14 protein-coding genes are annotated in these 15,292 nt (G+C 72.9%); 4 read left to right on the top strand and 10 right to left on the bottom strand.

The window, feature by feature from the left end; translation table 11 throughout:
* Window positions 1–184 precede the first annotated feature (184 nt).
* Both AB0G14_RS26980 and mqnC read right to left on the bottom strand, forming a co-directional pair.
* The gene (locus tag AB0G14_RS26980; RefSeq protein ID WP_357702008.1) at window positions 185–1,357 is read right to left on the bottom strand and encodes an LPXTG cell wall anchor domain-containing protein; all 1,173 of its coding nucleotides are present in this window, start codon (window positions 1,355–1,357) and stop codon (window positions 185–187) included.
* Between the two features lie 343 nt (window positions 1,358–1,700).
* On the bottom strand, window positions 1,701–2,891 hold the full coding sequence (mqnC, locus tag AB0G14_RS26975; RefSeq protein ID WP_357702006.1) for a cyclic dehypoxanthinyl futalosine synthase: 1,191 nt from the start codon (window positions 2,889–2,891) through the stop codon (window positions 1,701–1,703).
* Between the two features lie 147 nt (window positions 2,892–3,038).
* Between mqnC and AB0G14_RS26970 the strand changes: the two genes are divergently transcribed.
* Window positions 3,039–3,716: a hypothetical protein gene (locus AB0G14_RS26970; protein WP_357702004.1), complete on the top strand. Its 678-nt coding sequence runs from the start codon at window positions 3,039–3,041 to the stop codon at window positions 3,714–3,716.
* A 74-nt stretch (window positions 3,717–3,790) separates the two neighbouring features.
* On the opposite strand, the gene paaE is transcribed toward AB0G14_RS26970, so the two are convergent.
* From paaE to paaA, 5 genes are all read right to left on the bottom strand, one after another.
* Window positions 3,791–4,900, bottom strand: a complete 1,110-nt coding sequence (gene paaE / locus AB0G14_RS26965) for a 1,2-phenylacetyl-CoA epoxidase subunit PaaE (RefSeq protein ID WP_357702002.1) — start codon at window positions 4,898–4,900, stop codon at window positions 3,791–3,793.
* Window positions 4,897–5,373 (bottom strand): 1,2-phenylacetyl-CoA epoxidase subunit PaaD, encoded by a 477-nt coding sequence (paaD, locus tag AB0G14_RS26960; RefSeq protein WP_357701999.1) that lies wholly within the window; start codon window positions 5,371–5,373, stop codon window positions 4,897–4,899. Before paaD ends, paaE begins: the two co-directional genes overlap by 4 nt.
* Window positions 5,370–6,095, bottom strand: coding sequence for a 1,2-phenylacetyl-CoA epoxidase subunit PaaC (gene paaC, locus AB0G14_RS26955; protein ID WP_357701997.1), 726 nt, complete (start codon window positions 6,093–6,095; stop codon window positions 5,370–5,372). Before paaC ends, paaD begins: the two co-directional genes overlap by 4 nt.
* Before the next feature lie 76 nt (window positions 6,096–6,171).
* Window positions 6,172–6,483: a 1,2-phenylacetyl-CoA epoxidase subunit PaaB gene (gene paaB / locus AB0G14_RS26950; protein WP_357701994.1), complete on the bottom strand. Its 312-nt coding sequence runs from the start codon at window positions 6,481–6,483 to the stop codon at window positions 6,172–6,174.
* Window positions 6,480–7,547 (bottom strand): 1,2-phenylacetyl-CoA epoxidase subunit PaaA, encoded by a 1,068-nt coding sequence (gene paaA / locus AB0G14_RS26945; protein WP_357701992.1) that lies wholly within the window; start codon window positions 7,545–7,547, stop codon window positions 6,480–6,482. Before paaA ends, paaB begins: the two co-directional genes overlap by 4 nt.
* Window positions 7,548–7,907: 360 nt before the next feature.
* On the opposite strand from paaA, the gene AB0G14_RS26940 reads away from it, so the two are divergent.
* Together AB0G14_RS26940 and AB0G14_RS26935 are read left to right on the top strand one after the other, a co-directional pair.
* Window positions 7,908–8,864: a hypothetical protein gene (locus AB0G14_RS26940; protein WP_357701989.1), complete on the top strand. Its 957-nt coding sequence runs from the start codon at window positions 7,908–7,910 to the stop codon at window positions 8,862–8,864.
* Window positions 8,864–9,817: a hypothetical protein gene (locus AB0G14_RS26935; RefSeq protein ID WP_357701987.1), complete on the top strand. Its 954-nt coding sequence runs from the start codon at window positions 8,864–8,866 to the stop codon at window positions 9,815–9,817. Before AB0G14_RS26940 ends, AB0G14_RS26935 begins: the two co-directional genes overlap by 1 nt.
* Window positions 9,818–9,854: 37 nt before the next feature.
* On the opposite strand, the gene AB0G14_RS26930 is transcribed toward AB0G14_RS26935, so the two are convergent.
* Genes AB0G14_RS26930 through AB0G14_RS26920 form a run of 3 tightly spaced genes read right to left on the bottom strand, consistent with a single transcriptional unit; the run spans window position 9,855 to window position 12,678 of the window.
* Entirely contained in the window at window positions 9,855–10,706 is an 852-nt protein-coding gene (locus AB0G14_RS26930; protein ID WP_357701985.1) for a menaquinone biosynthesis protein, read from the bottom strand.
* Between the two features lie 33 nt (window positions 10,707–10,739).
* Complete coding sequence (locus AB0G14_RS26925) at window positions 10,740–12,053, bottom strand: MFS transporter (RefSeq protein WP_357701983.1); 1,314 nt, start codon at window positions 12,051–12,053, stop codon at window positions 10,740–10,742.
* A gap of 43 nt (window positions 12,054–12,096) precedes the next feature.
* Window positions 12,097–12,678 (bottom strand): metalloregulator ArsR/SmtB family transcription factor, encoded by a 582-nt coding sequence (locus AB0G14_RS26920; RefSeq protein WP_357701980.1) that lies wholly within the window; start codon window positions 12,676–12,678, stop codon window positions 12,097–12,099.
* A gap of 275 nt (window positions 12,679–12,953) precedes the next feature.
* Between AB0G14_RS26920 and AB0G14_RS26915 the strand changes: the two genes are divergently transcribed.
* On the top strand, window positions 12,954–15,170 hold the full coding sequence (locus AB0G14_RS26915) for an AAA family ATPase (protein WP_357701978.1): 2,217 nt from the start codon (window positions 12,954–12,956) through the stop codon (window positions 15,168–15,170).
* Window positions 15,171–15,292: the final 122 nt, after the last annotated feature.

Here is a 15,292-nt window from a genome sequence, read left to right as displayed (position 1 = left end):
GGTGCCGCCGTGCGCCGCCCCGGACACGCCCCCGCCCCGCCCGAAAGCCGAGCGTCCCTCCAGGAATGCCCGGTCGGTGGCGGCCGGCGCACGGAACGGACAGTGGGGGCGGGATGGTCACCCATCCCGCCCCCACTGCCGTGCGTTATGTGAACGACCCTCGCGGGTCGATGGAGGACGACCGTCAGGCCGTCGGCTTCTCGTCGCCCGGGGTCACCAGGACGACCCGACGCCGCCGCGCGACCACGAACATCGCCGCGCCCGCGACCAGCACCGCGCCGCCGATTCCGCCGATCAGGCCGGTCTGCGGACCGGTCAGCGGCAGGCCCGGCTCCTCGCCGCCGCCGCCCGCGCCGCCCTTGGCGGTCACGACGACAGCGTACGCGTCGGTGTTGTCGGTGGCGTCCACCTCGGTGGCCGCCACGGCCTCGGCGTTGGCCGGGAGCGCGCTCTTGCCCGCGGCGCGGACGGTGCTCGACTGGCTGCCGAGCGCCTCGACGGTGACCTGGCCGCCGGTCAGGCTGCCGGCCTTGACGTCCTTGCCGACCGAGAGCAGGTGGTAGAACCGGCCGCCCGAGATCAGCTCGTCGCCGTCCTTGTCCTGCGACACCGGGATCAGGTCGGCGTCGCTGTAGGTGCAGACGAGCCCGGTCTTGTCGGAGTCGTACTTGCAGCCGTCCTCGGCCTCGGCGAAGGTCACGCCCTTGGGCAGCTTGACGCTGATCTTCAGCCCGGCGGCGGTGGCGTCGCCCTGGTTGAAGGCGGAGTAGATGAGCTGGGCGGTGTCGCCGGCACGCAGGTCGCCGCCAACCTTGATCTTGTCGCCCTCGACCGTGACGGCCTTGGTCACGTCGCCCGCCACCACGGTCAGGTCCGGGCCGGTGCCCTCGACCTTGACCTTGACGGTCACCTCGTTGTTGGACTCGTCGGGGTCGGTGCCCTCGTGCAGGATGATGGCGCTGATCTGGCCGGCGTCACCCGTCGCGTCGCCCTTGCGGGTCAGCGGGAAGCCCCAGTCGATGTCGCGGCCGGCGGGCAGGACGCCGCCCTCGATCCCGCACAGGATCAGGCCGTCCTCGCGCGGGCTGCAACCGCTCTCGTCGATGTCGACCTTGGTGGTGTCCAGCTTGCTGATGTCGAGGCCGACCAGGACGGCGGTCGCGTCCACCTTGCTCTTGTTGAGCAGGGAGACGGTCGAAATCTTGCCGGGCGCGCCGACCGCGATGGTGGTGCCGGTGGCCTCGATGGCCAGGTCGGCCGAGGTGTCGGCCAGGGCCGGGGCAGCGAAGAGGCCCGCGGCCAGGATCCCGGCGGCGCCGGCGCCGGCGACGGCCAGCGCACGGTTACGGAAGATCATGGAGAGTTTCCCCCCGTTGGGGTGCAGGAAAGGTACGGCCGGGGACGTTAGCGGTCCGCGGTCACCCTCGCCACCCCTCGCCGTCGGCCGGGTTGACCAGTGCGGCTAAGAATCGCTTAAGGATTGCCCGGATTGATATGTCTTGCTGCCCCCCGGCCGCCGGCCCGCCGGCTAAGACGGCAACCGAGTCGAGATCAAAGGCTGACAACCACTCACCCGATCGGCCGGCCGGCGACACCGCCGCCGGTCACGCTCGGTCAACTCCGTGTTCACCGAGCGGTCGACGAACGGCAGACACCCCACCGTCCGTCGACGGTGGGGTGTCGGGTGGTGCGGTGGTAGCTCAGTGGGCGTCGACCAGCGGAAGGGCCTTCCCGGCGCCGCCGCCCGGCAGCGCGATCGAGGAGAAGTGCGACACGACCCGCTCGTCGGTCGGGTCGTCGGCCGGGGTCCGGTGCACCGCCAAGCGGTTGTAGAGGGTGTCCCGCTGGGCGGGGATCCGGTCCGCCGAGCGGATCATGCCGATCAGCTCGTGCAGGTTGGAGCGGTGCCGCGCGCCGGCGGAGGAGATGACGTTCTCCTCCAGCATGATCGAGCCGAGGTCGTCCACGCCCATGTGCAGGGCGAGCTGCCCGACGTCCTTGCCGGTGGTCAGCCAGGACGCCTGCAGGTGCGGCACCGTCTCGAAGAAGAGCCGGGCCACCGCGACCAGCCGCAGGTATTCCAGCGTGGTGGCCTGGGTGCGGCCCTTGAGGTGGTTGTTCTCCGGCTGGTACGTCCACGGGATGAACGCCCGGAAGCCCCGGGTGCGGTCCTGCACGTCGCGGATCATCCGCAGGTGCTCGATCCGCTCGGCGGCGGTCTCGCCGGTGCCCATCATCATCGTGGCGGTCGACTCGACGCCCTGCCGGTGCGCCAGCTCCATGACCTCCAGCCAGCGCTCGCCCGACTCCTTCAGCGGCGCGATCGCCGTGCGGGGACGCGCGGGCAGCATCTCCGCACCGGCGCCGGCGATCGAGTCCAGCCCGGCCGCCTTGATCCGCGCGATGGCCTCGTCCAGGCTGACGCCGGAGACCTTGGCCATGTGCAGGATCTCGCTCGGGCCGATGGAGTGGATGGCGAGCTGCGGGTACGCCTTCTTGACCGAGGAGAACAACTCCTCGTAGTACTCCACGCCGTAGTCCGGGTGGTGCCCGCCCTGGAGCATGACCTGGGTCGCGCCCAGCTCGACCGCCTCGCCGCAGCGGCGCAGGATCTCCTCGGTCGGGTGGGTCCAGCCCTCCTTGTGCTTGGGGGCCCGGAAGAACGCGCAGAACTTGCACGCCGTCACGCAGACGTTGGTGTAGTTGATGTTGCGGTCGATCAGGTACGTGACGATGTTGTCCGGATAGCGCCGTCGGCGTACGGCGTCGGCCGCCTCGCCCAGGGCGTGGAAGGGCGCCTCGGTGTAGAGCAGCAGGGCCTCCTCGGGCGTGATCCGCCCGCCGTCCGCGCCGCGCTGGAGGATGTCGTCGATCTCCCGGCTCTTCGTCACAGCCCGAGAGTACGTGGGGTCTCCGGCGCCGGCACAAGCCTCCACCGTCAGTGATGCCTGCCCCACATGTCCAGCGACGAGCGGGACAACGAGGGTGCGGAACTTCGCCTATCGTGCGGTTCTCACGTTCCTGGTGGAGGAAGAGTCGTGACCGCACCGTTTCCCCACGCACCACACGTCCCGCACGCGGCACAGCAGCCGGCCTGGCCCGGCGCTGCCCTCGCCTGCCGCTTCTGCGGGTCGGTCCCCGCGATCAAGGCGACGCTGCACGGCCACCAGGGCTTCCTCATCTTCATGCGCGTCCTCACCCAGCATGGCCCGTACTGCAAGTCGTGCGGCATCGCTGCCTGCCGGGAGATGAGCGCGAAGACCATCTGGCAGGGCTGGTGGAGTTTCCTGTCCGTCTTCATCGCCCCGGCGGTCCTGCTCGGAAATCTCGTCACCCGGGTCCGACTCAGCCGCCTTGGCGAGCCGATACCAGGTGCTCCGGGCATACCCGCGGTTCCGGGCAAGCCCGTGTTCAAGCGGGCCGCGGCGTTCGGTCTCGTCGTTCCCGTACTGATGGCCCTCGGCATCGGTTGGGCCATTTCCCGTGACCCGGCCTTCGCCGACGTCGGCGCATGTGTCCGTGCCGAAGGCACAAGCACCGATCCGGATGTCAGCGTCGTCGACTGCGGCGACCCCGCTGCCACCTACGTCATCATCGGCAAGGTCGAGGACACCACCGACGACGCGGAGTGCGCGCGGTTCCCCGGCACGGTCGCGAGCTACACCGAGGAGCGGGAGTCGCGGAAGCTCCTGCTCTGCCTCGGTGAGAACGGGTGACGGTCGCCTCCACGGGTCCCGGCCAGCTGTATGACCGGTCCGCCATCACGAGCGGGCCGACACGCAGTTTGGCTTCAGGCGTCGTAGTCGACCGTGAGCCTGTCGGTGGTCGGGCTGGACTGGCACGTGAGGACGTAGCCGGCGGCCACCTCGTCCGGCTCCAGGGCGTAGTTGCGGGCCATCGTGACCGCGCCGTCGACGACCTTGGCCTTGCAGGTCGAGCAGACCCCGCCCTTGCAGGCGTACGGCAGCTCGCCGCGGACCTTCAGCGCCGCGTCCAGCACCCGCTCGTCGCGGCCCATCGTGAAACTCGACGAGCGGCCGTCCAGCACGATGGTCACCTCGGCGCCGGCCCCTGGCTCGTCGGCCGGGCGTCGCGGCGGGGCCGGGGCCTCGTCGACGTGGAACAGCTCCGTGTGGACCGCCGACTCCGGCACCCCGCGCCCGGTGAGCACCTCCCGGGCGTCCACCACCATGCCGTACGGGCCGCAGAGGAACCACTCCTCGATGGCGTCGCCGGGAACGATGGTGGCCAGCAGCCGGCTCAGCCGGTCGGCGTCGATCCGGCCGGAGAGCAGCGGGGACTCGCCCTGCTCGCGGGAGAGCACGTGCACCAGGTGCAGGCGGGTCGGATAGCGGTCCTTCAGGTCGGCGAGTTCCTCGGCGAACATCACCGTGTTGGCCGTGCGGTTGCCGTACACCAGGGTGAAGGTGCTGGCCGGCTCGACGGCGAGCGCCGTCGCGACCAGCGCGAGCACCGGGGTGATCCCCGAGCCGGCGACCACCGCGCCGTAGTGGCGGGCCCGGTCCGGCGCGAAGGCCGTGGTGAAGTTCCCGAGCGGCGGGAGCACCTCGACCGTGTCGCCGCCCCGCAGGGCGCCGCAGGCGAACGCCGAGAAAGCGCCGCCCGGGATCTCCCGCACGCCGATCCGCAGCCGGCCGTGCCGCGCCAGCTCCTCCGGGGTGGAGCAGATGGAGTACGACCGCCGCACGTCCTCCCCCGCGTCGGTGCTCCGCCGGACGGTCAGGTGCTGGCCGGCGGAGAACGCGAAGGTCTCCCGCAGCTCCGGCGGCACCGCGAAGGTGATCGCCACCGCGTCGTCGGTGAGCCGGTCGACGGCGGCGACGGGAAGCGGGTGGAAGACCGGCCGGCGACGGACCGGGCGGGTGATGGTGACAGTCACAGCGCCTTCAGGTGGTCGAAGGGTTCACGGCAGGAACGGCAGCGCCAGAGCGCCTTGCACGCGGTGGAGCCGAAGCGGCTCACCTGCTCGGTCTCGGGCGAGCCGCAGCGCGGGCAGCGGACGGCGAGGGTCAGGGGCACCACGTTGTCGGCGCGCACCGGCGCCGGCGGGGCGATGCCGGCGGCGGCGAGCTTGGCCCGGCCGGCGTCGGAGATCCAGTCGGTGCTCCAGGCCGGGCTGTAGACGGTGCGCACGTCGGCGTCGGGGTGGCCGGCGGCGGCCAGCGCCCGGCGGATGTCGGCGCGGATCACGTCCATCGCCGGGCAGCCGGTGTAGGTGGGGGTGATGGTCACGACGACCCGGCCGGTGGCCGGGTCCTCGTCGACCGCCCGCAGGATGCCGAGGTCGGCGATGGTGACGACCCGGATCTCCGGGTCCACCACCGCCGCCACGGCTGCCCTGGGGTCCGTCACCATGCCGCCCCGGGGTGGGCGCGGTGCAGCACCTGCATCTCGGCGAGCAGGTAGGACAGGTGCTCGGTGTGCACCCCGTCCCGCCCGCCGGCCGGCGCCCAACCGCCCTCCGGCCGGGTCAGCGTGGCCTCGTCGAGCACGGCGGTGACGGTGGCGTCGAAGTCGGCCCACAGGGTGGCCGGGTCGATCGGCGCCGCCGGGTCCGCCGCGAACAGCTCGTGCGCGTACGGCCAGACCTGCTCGACGGCCGCCTGCATGCGCCGGTGCGACTCCTCGGTGCCGTCACCCAGCCGCCTCACCCACAGCGAGGCGTGGTCGAGGTGGTAGGCCGACTCCTTGCGGGCCTTGGCCCCGATCGCGGCCAGCCGCTCGTCGGCGCAGCCGGCCAGCGCGGTGTAGAGCGGGAGCTGGTACGCCGAGAGGAAGAGCAGCTTCGCCATGGTGACCGCGAAGTCGCCGTTGGGCAGCTCCACGAGCAGGCAGTTGCGGAACTCCCGGTCGTCGCGGAGGAACGCCAGCGCGTCCTCGTCCCGGCCGGCGCCCTCCAGTTCCCCCGCGTACGACAGCAGGAGCCGGGCCGCGCCGAGCTGGTCGAGGGCGATGTTCGCCAGCGCGATGTCCTCCTCCATCTCCGGCGCGCGGGTGGTCCACTCGGCCAGTCGCTGCGCCGCGATCAGCGCGTCGTCGCCGAGGGCGAGGGTGAAGTCGAAGGGGCCGGTCACGCCGCCACCTCGCTCCGCTCGGCGGCAGCGCGACGCGCCCCGGTGCTGAGCCGAATGGTTCGCTCGCTGCGCTCGCTCACAGGTGGGCCACCCCGTCCGGCACCTCGTAGAAGGTGGGGTGACGGTAGACCTTGTCGGCCGCCGGGTCGAAGAAGGCGTCCTTCTCGTCGGGGCTGGACGCGGTGATCGCGCCCGCCGGCACCACCCAGATGGAGACGCCCTCCTGGCGGCGGGTGTAGAGGTCCCGCGCGTTACGCAGGGCCAGCTCGGCGTCGGGGGCGTGCAGGCTGCCGACGTGGGTGTGCGACAACCCGCGCCGCGCCCGCACGAAGACCTCCCACAACGGCGAAGGATCCTTCGCGCCGGGCTGTCCGGTTCGCTCGCTCACGCCGCCACCTTCTCCTTCTTCTCCGCCCGCTTGGCGGCGTACGCCGCGGCGGCCTCACGCACCCAGGCTCCGTCGGTGTGGGCGCGGCGACGGTGCTCCGCCCGCTGCCGGTTGCACGGCCCGTCCCCCTTGATCACCCGCATCAGCTCGTCGTAGTCCGGCTGGGTGAAGTCGTACGACTGCCGGGACTCGTTCCAGCGCAGGTCCGGGTCGGGGATGGTCAGGCCGAGGATCTCGGCCTGCTGCACGCACATGTCCACGAAGCGCTGGCGCAGCTCGTCGTTGGAGAACCGCTTGATCTTCCAGGCCATGGACTGCGCCGAGTGGGTGGAGTCGGTGTCCGGCGGGCCGAACATCGCCAGCGACGGGTACCACCAGCGATCGACGGCGTCCTGCGCCATCGCCTTCTGCGCTTCGGTGCCGTGTGACAGTGTGTGCAGGATCTCGTAGCCCTGCCGCTGGTGGAACGACTCCTCCTTGCAGACCCGGATCATCGCGCGGGCGTACGGCCCGTAGGAGCAGCGGCAGAGCGGCACCTGGTTGACGATCGCGGCGCCGTCCACCAGCCAGCCGATCGCGCCGACGTCCGCCCAGGTGAGCGTCGGGTAGTTGAAGATCGAGCTGTACTTCTGCCGGCCGCTGAGGAGCAGCTCGACCAGCTCGTCCCGGCTGATCCCGAGGGTCTCCGCGGCGGCGTAGAGGTAGAGGCCGTGGCCGGCCTCGTCCTGGACCTTGGCCAGCAGGATCGCCTTGCGCTTGAGCGAGGGGGCTCGGCTGATCCAGTTCCCCTCCGGCTGCATGCCGATGATCTCGGAGTGCGCGTGCTGGGCGATCTGCCGGATCAGCGTCCTGCGGTACGCCTCGGGCATCCAGTCGCGCGGCTCGATCTTCTGGTCGGCGTCGATGACCTCGGCGAAGTACGCCGCGAGGTCCTCGTCGGGGCCGGGGGCACCTGTGCGCCGCCCCCGCTCGGCGGCCTCCCGCAGCGCCGCCTCCGCCGCCTCGACCTCGCCGAGCAGGCCACCGCCGGGTGCGTCCTCGGCGGAGAAGTCGTTGCCATACATGAGGTCAGTGTTACAGCTTGCAACTCGCCGCACCAGAGGGGTGTAACAGGTTTCCGAGGACGGTTCGGGACGGGGCGGCGACTCTCCAGCGGGCGGCCAAACTATGACTTGGGTCACGGGGCGAAGACGAATTCCCCCAATGGCCGCATAGCGGGCCGATATCCCGACTTCATGGCAAGTTGCCAGGTGTCATGTTCTGGCGTGCCGCCGATCCGCACGTAGACTTCCCCCGGTCACACCGATCGGCTGTCGACGATCGCCCCCAGGAACACGGAGGCCGCCCCCGGCCTCGGCGAGCCGCCGATCCGTCCGGACAACAAGCCGGTCCCCCCGGCCCTGACATCTGGAGCTCACCCACTCATGCGATCCCGCGTGACCCTGGTGCTCGCCGTCGTGGCGGTCCTCCTCGGTGGCGGCCTGCTCGTGCCCGCCGCGTACGCCCGACTCGCCGGCGACGACGCCGCGAGCGGCGGAAGCGGCGGCGGCAGCGTGGCGGCACCGGCGCCCACCCCGCCCCCGCCGCCGACCCTGGCCGCCGGCCCGGTGTCGGTGAACTTCAAGGGCGAGTTCTTCTCGTGGGCCCTGATGGACCGGGAGACCGGCGAGATCTCCGGCGCCAAGAACATGGCCTCGACCAGCTCCACCGAGTCGATGATCAAGGCCTGGTTCGCGGCCGACTACCTCCGCCAGCTCGGCGACAAGCCCGTGCCGGCCGAGCGGAAGAAGCAGATCTCCGCCGCCATCCGGAACAGCGACGACGACGCCGCGAACGCCCTCTACAACGCGGTGGGCCGCGCCGCGACGATCAAACGGATGACCAGCACCTGCGAGCTGACCGACACCAAGCCGGGCAACGTGCCGGGCTACGTGGGCTGGTGGAGCTTCACCCGGATGTCCCCCCGCGACGCCGTCCGGCTCGGCGACTGCATCGGCGACGGCACGGCCGCCGGCCCGAAGTGGACCGAATACCTGCTGGACGAGATGAGCAAGGTCAAGGGCACCACCGCCGCCAAGGACCAGAAGGCCCGTTCGGGCGGCGGCCGTTGGGGCATCATCGACGGGCTCCCCCAGTCGATCCTCAGCCAGGGCCCGGTCAGCATCAAGAACGGCTGGACCCCGCTGAACTACGACGGCAACTGGCACGTCAACTGCCTCGCGGTCACCGACCGGTGGAGCCTGGCGGTGATGCTGCGCTACCCGCAGAAGAGCGGGCTGGACTACGGCGCGCAGACCTGCGCCTCGGTCGCCAGCCAGCTGGTGACCCCGCAGCCGGGCGCGGCCCTCAAGGTGCCGCAGCAGCCGGTCGGGAAGCTCTGATGGCCGGGCAGCGCCGGAACGACCGGCACGGCGACGCCTCCCCCGTCAAGCTGATCGCCGTCGCGGTGGTCCTGGTCGGCCTGGTGCTCGTGTCCCTGCGGCTGCTGCCGGGCTCGCCGTTCGAGTCCACCGCCGCCGCCCGGTGGGGCGACCCCGCCGTGCCGGCCGACCGCGGCGCGAGCACGCCGGGCGACCGCAGCTCGCGGCAGTCCCCGTCGCCGTCGCCGTCGCCCAGCGCGACGCCGGAGCCGCTGCCGTTCGAGGCGAGGGACCTCGACCTGGACATCGAGGGCTGGTACTCCTGGAGCGTCCTCGACCGCCGGACCGGCGAGATCATCGGTTCGGACAACATGGACGAGACCAGCACCACCGCCTCGCTGATCAAGGCCTGGATCGTGGCCGACTACCTGCGCCGCGCCGCCGATGCCGGCCAGACGCCGAGCGACGCCAAGCTCGCCGACGCCACGAAGATCATCCGGGACAGCGACAACACCCGGGCCGAGCAGTTCTACAACACCGTCGGCCGGTCCGCCTCGATCAAGCGGCTGATCTCGCTGTGCGAGCTGACCGACAGCAAGGTCGCCCCCGACGGCGGATGGAGCCGCACGGCGCTCTCCCCCCGCGACACCGCCCGGATGGGGGCCTGCATCGCCGACGGCCGGGCCGCCGGGCCGAAGTGGACGACCTGGCTGATCAAGGAGATGCGGCTGGTCCGGGGGGCGGGCGACTTCGGCATCCGCAAGGCGTTCCCGGCCGCGGAGCGCAAGACCATCGCCATCAAGAACGGTTGGATCGACCGGACCAGGGAGCAGGAGATGCACATCAACTGCCTGGCCATCGGCGACACCTGGACGATGGGCGTGATGGTCCGCTACCCGATCGGCAAGGGCTACGAGTACGGCATGAAGAACTGCCAGAAGATCACGGAAGCCCTCCTCCGCGACCCCGTCTGACCTCGCCGCCGATCGAGGCGGTCGCGGGCGGGCGGGGTCAGCCCGTGAAGAAGTCGGGGCCCGTGTCGGGGAGTGACGGCGCGGCGCCGAGGGCGGCGGCGCGGCGCGCGAACTCGCGCAGGCCGGCCACCTGGCGGTCGCCGAGCGAGAAGTCCAGCGCCCGGAAGTACGTCGCCAGGGTCTCCGCGTCGAACGGCTCCCAGCGCGCGCCGGCCTCGGCGACCTGGTCCAGCTCCGCGAGGCAGAGGTCCCGGGAGCGCAGGAACGCGTCGTGCACCTCCTTGACCAGACCCGGATGGGCGGCGGCGAAGTCCCGGCGTACGGCCCACACGGCGAAGACCATCGGCAGGCCGGTCCACTCCCGCCACGCCTGCCCGAGGTCGGTGACCTCCAGCCCGCGCTTCGGCGCCTCGTAGAGCGCGCGCAGCGCCACGTCGCCGATCAGCACCCCGGCGTCGGCCTCCAGCAGCATCTGGGTCAGGTCCGGCGGGCAGCGGAAGTACTCGGGGTTCACCCCGTACCGCTCGCCGAGCAGGAGCTGGGCCAGGAGGACCCCGGTCCGCGAGGTCGAGCCCAGCGCCACCTTCCCGTGGTCGAGTTCGGCCAGCGGGCGGGTGGAGACGATGTTGACCGACAGCACCGGACCGTCGCTGCCGACCGCCAGGTCGGGCAGGAGCAGCAGTTCGTCGGCGTGGCGCAGGTACTCCACGTGCGAGATGGGGCCGATGTCCAGGTCACCGGCGACCAGCGCGGCGCTCAGCCGGTCCGGTGAGTCCTTGTGCAGGTCGACGTCGATCAGGGCGCCGGAGCGCATCAGCCCCCAGTAGATCGGCAGGCAGTTCAGGAACTGGATGTGTCCGACCCGGGGGCGCGCGGCGTGCTCAGCCATGCCCCGACCGTATCCCCGCCATTCGGCCGGGGCTCAGCGGGTCGGCGCCGGAGTGGCCAACCCCGCACCCGCGTCGGACGTCGGTGCGCCGCAGACCGGTGCGCCCGACGCGGCACCCGGGTCCGGCGGACCGGCGGTCGTCGGCGCGGGGGCCGCGCGGGCCGCGCGGCGGAGGGGGACCGATACGGCGGCCACCGCCAGCAGCCCGGCCAGCCCGCACCCGGCGACCAGCGGCCGGGGATCGGCCGCCTCCAGCAGGAGACCGCCGGCCAGGAAGCCGACCATCGCGGCGCCCTGGACCGCCGCGCCGAAGGAGGCGAAGGCGCGACCCCGCGCCGCCTCCGGCACCCGGCGGGCCAGCAGCACGTTGTTGAAGACGTTGCTGCCGCCGTTGAAGATGCCGCCGGTCAGCCAGATCGGCACCAGCAGCAGGGCCGTCGGCACGGCCCCCGAGGCCAGCACCATCGCGCAGCACGCGCCGAGCAGCGCCAGGCTGGCCCGGACCAGCCCGGCGTCGCGGTCGAGCCGCCGGACCACCCGCGCGAAGAGCCACGCGCCGGCCAGGACGCCGAGCGTCCAGGCGCCGGTCACCAGCCCGTACATCGTGGTCGAGCTGCCCAGCGTCTCCCGGATGAAGAACACCTCGATCACGTTGATCGCCCCGACGGCGCCGAACACCCCGGCGACGCTGGCGACCATCGCCACCAGCAGCGGGTCGTGTCGCAGCCGCCAGGCCGGGGGCACCGCCGCGCCGCCGGCCGCCGCCGGCCCACGGCTTCCTCTGCGGGTACGGATCAGCAGCCCGGCCGCCACCAGCGCCAGATAGCTGCCGGCGCCCACGAGCAGCGGCAGGCGCATGCCGAACTCGCCCACCAGCAGCCCGGCCAGCGCCGGGCCGGCGAGCGAGCCCAGGGTGCCGGCCGACTGGTTGAGCGCGCTGGCCCGGGGCAGGTCCTCGGCCCGCACCATCGCCGGTACCAGCGCCGAGAGCACCGGCTGGGTGACGGCGAGGCCGGTGGCGAGCAGCGCCACCAGCGCGATGACCAGAACCGGGTGCCCGGCGTACGCGAGCGTGAGGCAGATGCCGGCCTGGGCCAGCCCCGCGGTCACCAGCAGGATTCGGCTGTCCACCCGGTCCGCGAGGCGACCGGTCAGCGGCGCGAACGCCACCAGCGGCAGGCTCGCGGCGAGCAGCAGGCCGGACACGGCGAGCCCGCCCGCGCCGGCCGACTGCAACGCCAACGTGAGCGTGCTGGCGGCGAGGAAGTCACCGCAGGTGGCCACGCCCCGGGCGGTGGTGGCGAGCCAGACGTCCGGCCAGCGCGACGGACCAGATGTGAAGGACATACTTCGAAAATAATCCTTCACATCTGCCGGATGCAATCCCCTTTCAGTCGACCGGCAACGCCTTGTAGTGCACCGAGACGGTGCGCGCCCCGGCCGGCGGGTCCACCCGCGACCGTTTGCGGTACGGCTCGAACAGGCGGTCCACCGCCTCGTTCAGCTCGCTCAGCTCCGCTGCGGTGAGCAGCAGCTGCGAGTCGGCGAGCCGGCTCGCCTCGTACCACTCGGCCGGCTCGTCGGGCGCGCGCCGCAACCAGTCGCGGCTGCGCTCCAGGTCGCGGGCCAGCCACGCCTCCACCAGCGCACGCTCGGCCGCCCGGGCCTCCGGCGCCGTCCCGCGCCCGGCGTCGACGGTCCAGCTCGGGCTGACCGCCCGCCAGACACGCTCCCGCGCGTCGCCGCGGTTCGGCGCCTCCTCCACCAGGCCCGCCTTCGCCAGCTCCCGAAGGTGGTAGCTGGTGGCGCTCGGCGACAGGCCGACGATCTCCGCGCACTCCGTGGCGGTCGCACCGGCCTCGATCGAGCTGAGGTGTTCCGTGATCGCGAGTCGGGCCGGGTGGGCCAGCGCCCGCATCACCTGCGGATCGCTGATGGTCACCCGGGGTCGCTCGGCAGGCGGCTCGGTCATCCCCCCATGATCCCGGCCGCCGGTCGTCGACCACCACCGGCAACGGCAGGACGGTGCGCCGGAGCCGGCGGCGACGACCGGTCCGCACGCCTGCGCATGGGCGCCGGGCCCGGAGGCGGTGAATTCGGTGGAGCGGGAGCCGGTGTGCGCGTAAGCTGGCAGGCCGCTTGACGGCCAGGGTGAGGTGAGCACCGCATCGGACGTCCCGCGCCGGGGGCGGCCATCCGCCCGCCGGACACGCGAGCGATCAGCAGATGACCTCGATGGGATTCAGCGTGACCGCAGTCGACCTCGACCTCGACACCGACCTCGCCGCCGAGCGCGAGCACCTCGCCACCTCCCGGGCCGCCCTGGCCCGGATGCGGGAACGCGCCGAGGCCCTCTTCGCCACCGGCGACCAGGTGGCCGGCGACGCCTACGCCGCCGAGACGCTCGGGCGCACCCTGGCCCGCCGGGTCGCCGAACTCGCCGACGACCCGACCACGCCCCTCTTCTTCGGCCGCCTCGACTTCGGCCCGCCCACCGGCGCCGCAGCCGCCGGCTCGGCCGCCGACGGCTGGACCGCCAACCCGTCCACCGCCGGCACACCCGCCGACGGCACGCCCGGTGGCGGCGACGACGGGGTGGGTCCCGGGCACCCCGACCACGCCGGCCGGCGCTACCACGTGGGGCGGCGGCACGTCACCGACGAGCGGGGCGAGCCGCTGGTGCTGGACTGGCGGGCACCCGTCTCCCGGTCGTTCTACCGGGCCAGCGCCCGCGACCCGCAGGGCGTGGCGGTACGACGCCGCTTCGGGTTCAGCAGCGGGACGCTCACCAGCTTCGAGGACGAGCGCCTCGACCGGGGCGAGGAACTCGGCACGGCCAGCCGGATCCTGACCGCCGAGATCGAGCGGCCCCGCGTCGGGCCGATGCGGGACATCGTCGCCACCATCCAGCCGGAGCAGGACGAGCTGGTCCGGGCCGACCTGGCCGACTCGATCTGCGTACAGGGCGCGCCGGGCACCGGAAAGACGGCGGTCGGCCTGCACCGGGCCGCGTACCTGCTCTACCTGCACCGGGAGCGGCTGCGCCGCGCGGGTGTGCTGATCGTCGGGCCGAACCGGGCCTTCCTGTCGTACATCGCGGCGGTGCTGCCGGCGCTCGGCGAGGTCGAGGTCGAGCAGGCCACGGTGGAGGACCTGGTCGCCCGCGTGCCGGTGCGGGCGGTCGACGACCCGGCGGCGGCGTCCGTCAAGCACGACGTGCGGATGGCCGAGGTGCTGCGCCGGGCGATCGACGCGCACATCGGCGAGCCGACCGAGCCGATCACGGTCTCGGACGGCTCCTACCGCTGGCGGATCGGGCTGGACCCGCTGCACCGGCTGGTCGAGGAGACCCGCCGGGAGCGGTTGCCGTACGCCACCGGGCGGGAACGCGTCCGGGCCCGGGTGGTGGCTCTGCTCCAGCGGCAGGCCGAGTCGCGGCGGGCCGAGTCGCCGAGCGACGCCTGGCTGCGCCGGATGGGCAGGTGCGCGCCGGTCGCCGCCTTCCTCGACGCGGTCTGGCCGGCGCTCACCCCGGAAGGGCTGGTCCACCGGCTGCTCACCGACGCCGAGCTGCTGGCCGCCAGCGCTGACGGGTTGCTGACCGCCGACGAGCAGGCGCTGCTGCGCGGGACACCCGACCTGGTGGCGGCAGGCGGCGCGGCGGATGCCCCGCGTCCGGCGCGTCGCGCCGCGGCAGCCGGGACGAAGCTCGGGCGCACCCCGAAGGCCACGAAGTGGACGGCGGCGGACGCGGTGCTGATCGACGAGGCGGCCGGGCTGGTCGAGCGGCCGGCCGGCTTCGGCCACGTGGTGGTCGACGAGGCGCAGGACCTGTCGCCCATGCAGTGCCGGGTGATCGCCCGACGCAGCGAGCACGGGTCGATCACGCTCCTCGGCGACCTGGCCCAGGGCACCGCACCGTGGGCCGCCGCCGACTGGCGGGAGTCCCTGCGCCACCTGGGCAAGCCGGACGCGGTGGTGGTCCCGCTGACGGTCGGCTTCCGGGTGCCCGCCGCCGTGGTCGCGTTCGCCAACCGGCTGCTGCCGGCGCTCGCCGTCGACGTGCCGCCGGCGGAGTCGCTGCGCCGCGACGGCGCGCTCGACGTGCGTACCGTCGCCGACCTGACCGCCGCGACGGTGGCCGAGGTGCGCGCGGCGCTGGCGTTCGACGGCTCGGTCGCGGTGATCGCCGCCGACGACGCCGTCGACGGGCTGCGGGCCGCCCTCGCCGCCGCCGGGGTCGAGACCGCGACCGTCGACGACCCGGCCGCCGCGGCGCGCGTCACGGTGGTGCCCGCGACGCTGGTCAAGGGCCTGGAGTACGACCACGTCATCGTCGTCGAGCCGGCGGCGATCGTGGCGGCCGAGCCGCGCGGCCTGCACCGGCTCTACGTGGTGCTCACCCGGGCCGTCTCCCGCCTCGCCGTGCTGCACGCCGCCCCACTGCCCGCGCCGCTCGGCTGACCGGCCCTCGGTCGGCGCGGTTGACGGGGCGGATTCAACCGGTGGTCGCAACACCGGGTTGTTGGAGCGATTGTAGGTGTTCGTCGAGGGCTTCGGCGGGTGTCTTCCAGCCGAGGGTTTTC

This window comes from Micromonospora sp. NPDC023814 (assembly GCF_040639595.1).
In the GTDB taxonomy this organism is placed as follows: Bacteria; Actinomycetota; Actinomycetes; order Mycobacteriales; family Micromonosporaceae; genus Micromonospora.
The sequence above is the reverse complement of the archived record's forward strand: the minus strand, read 5'-3'. Positions and strand labels throughout refer to the sequence as shown.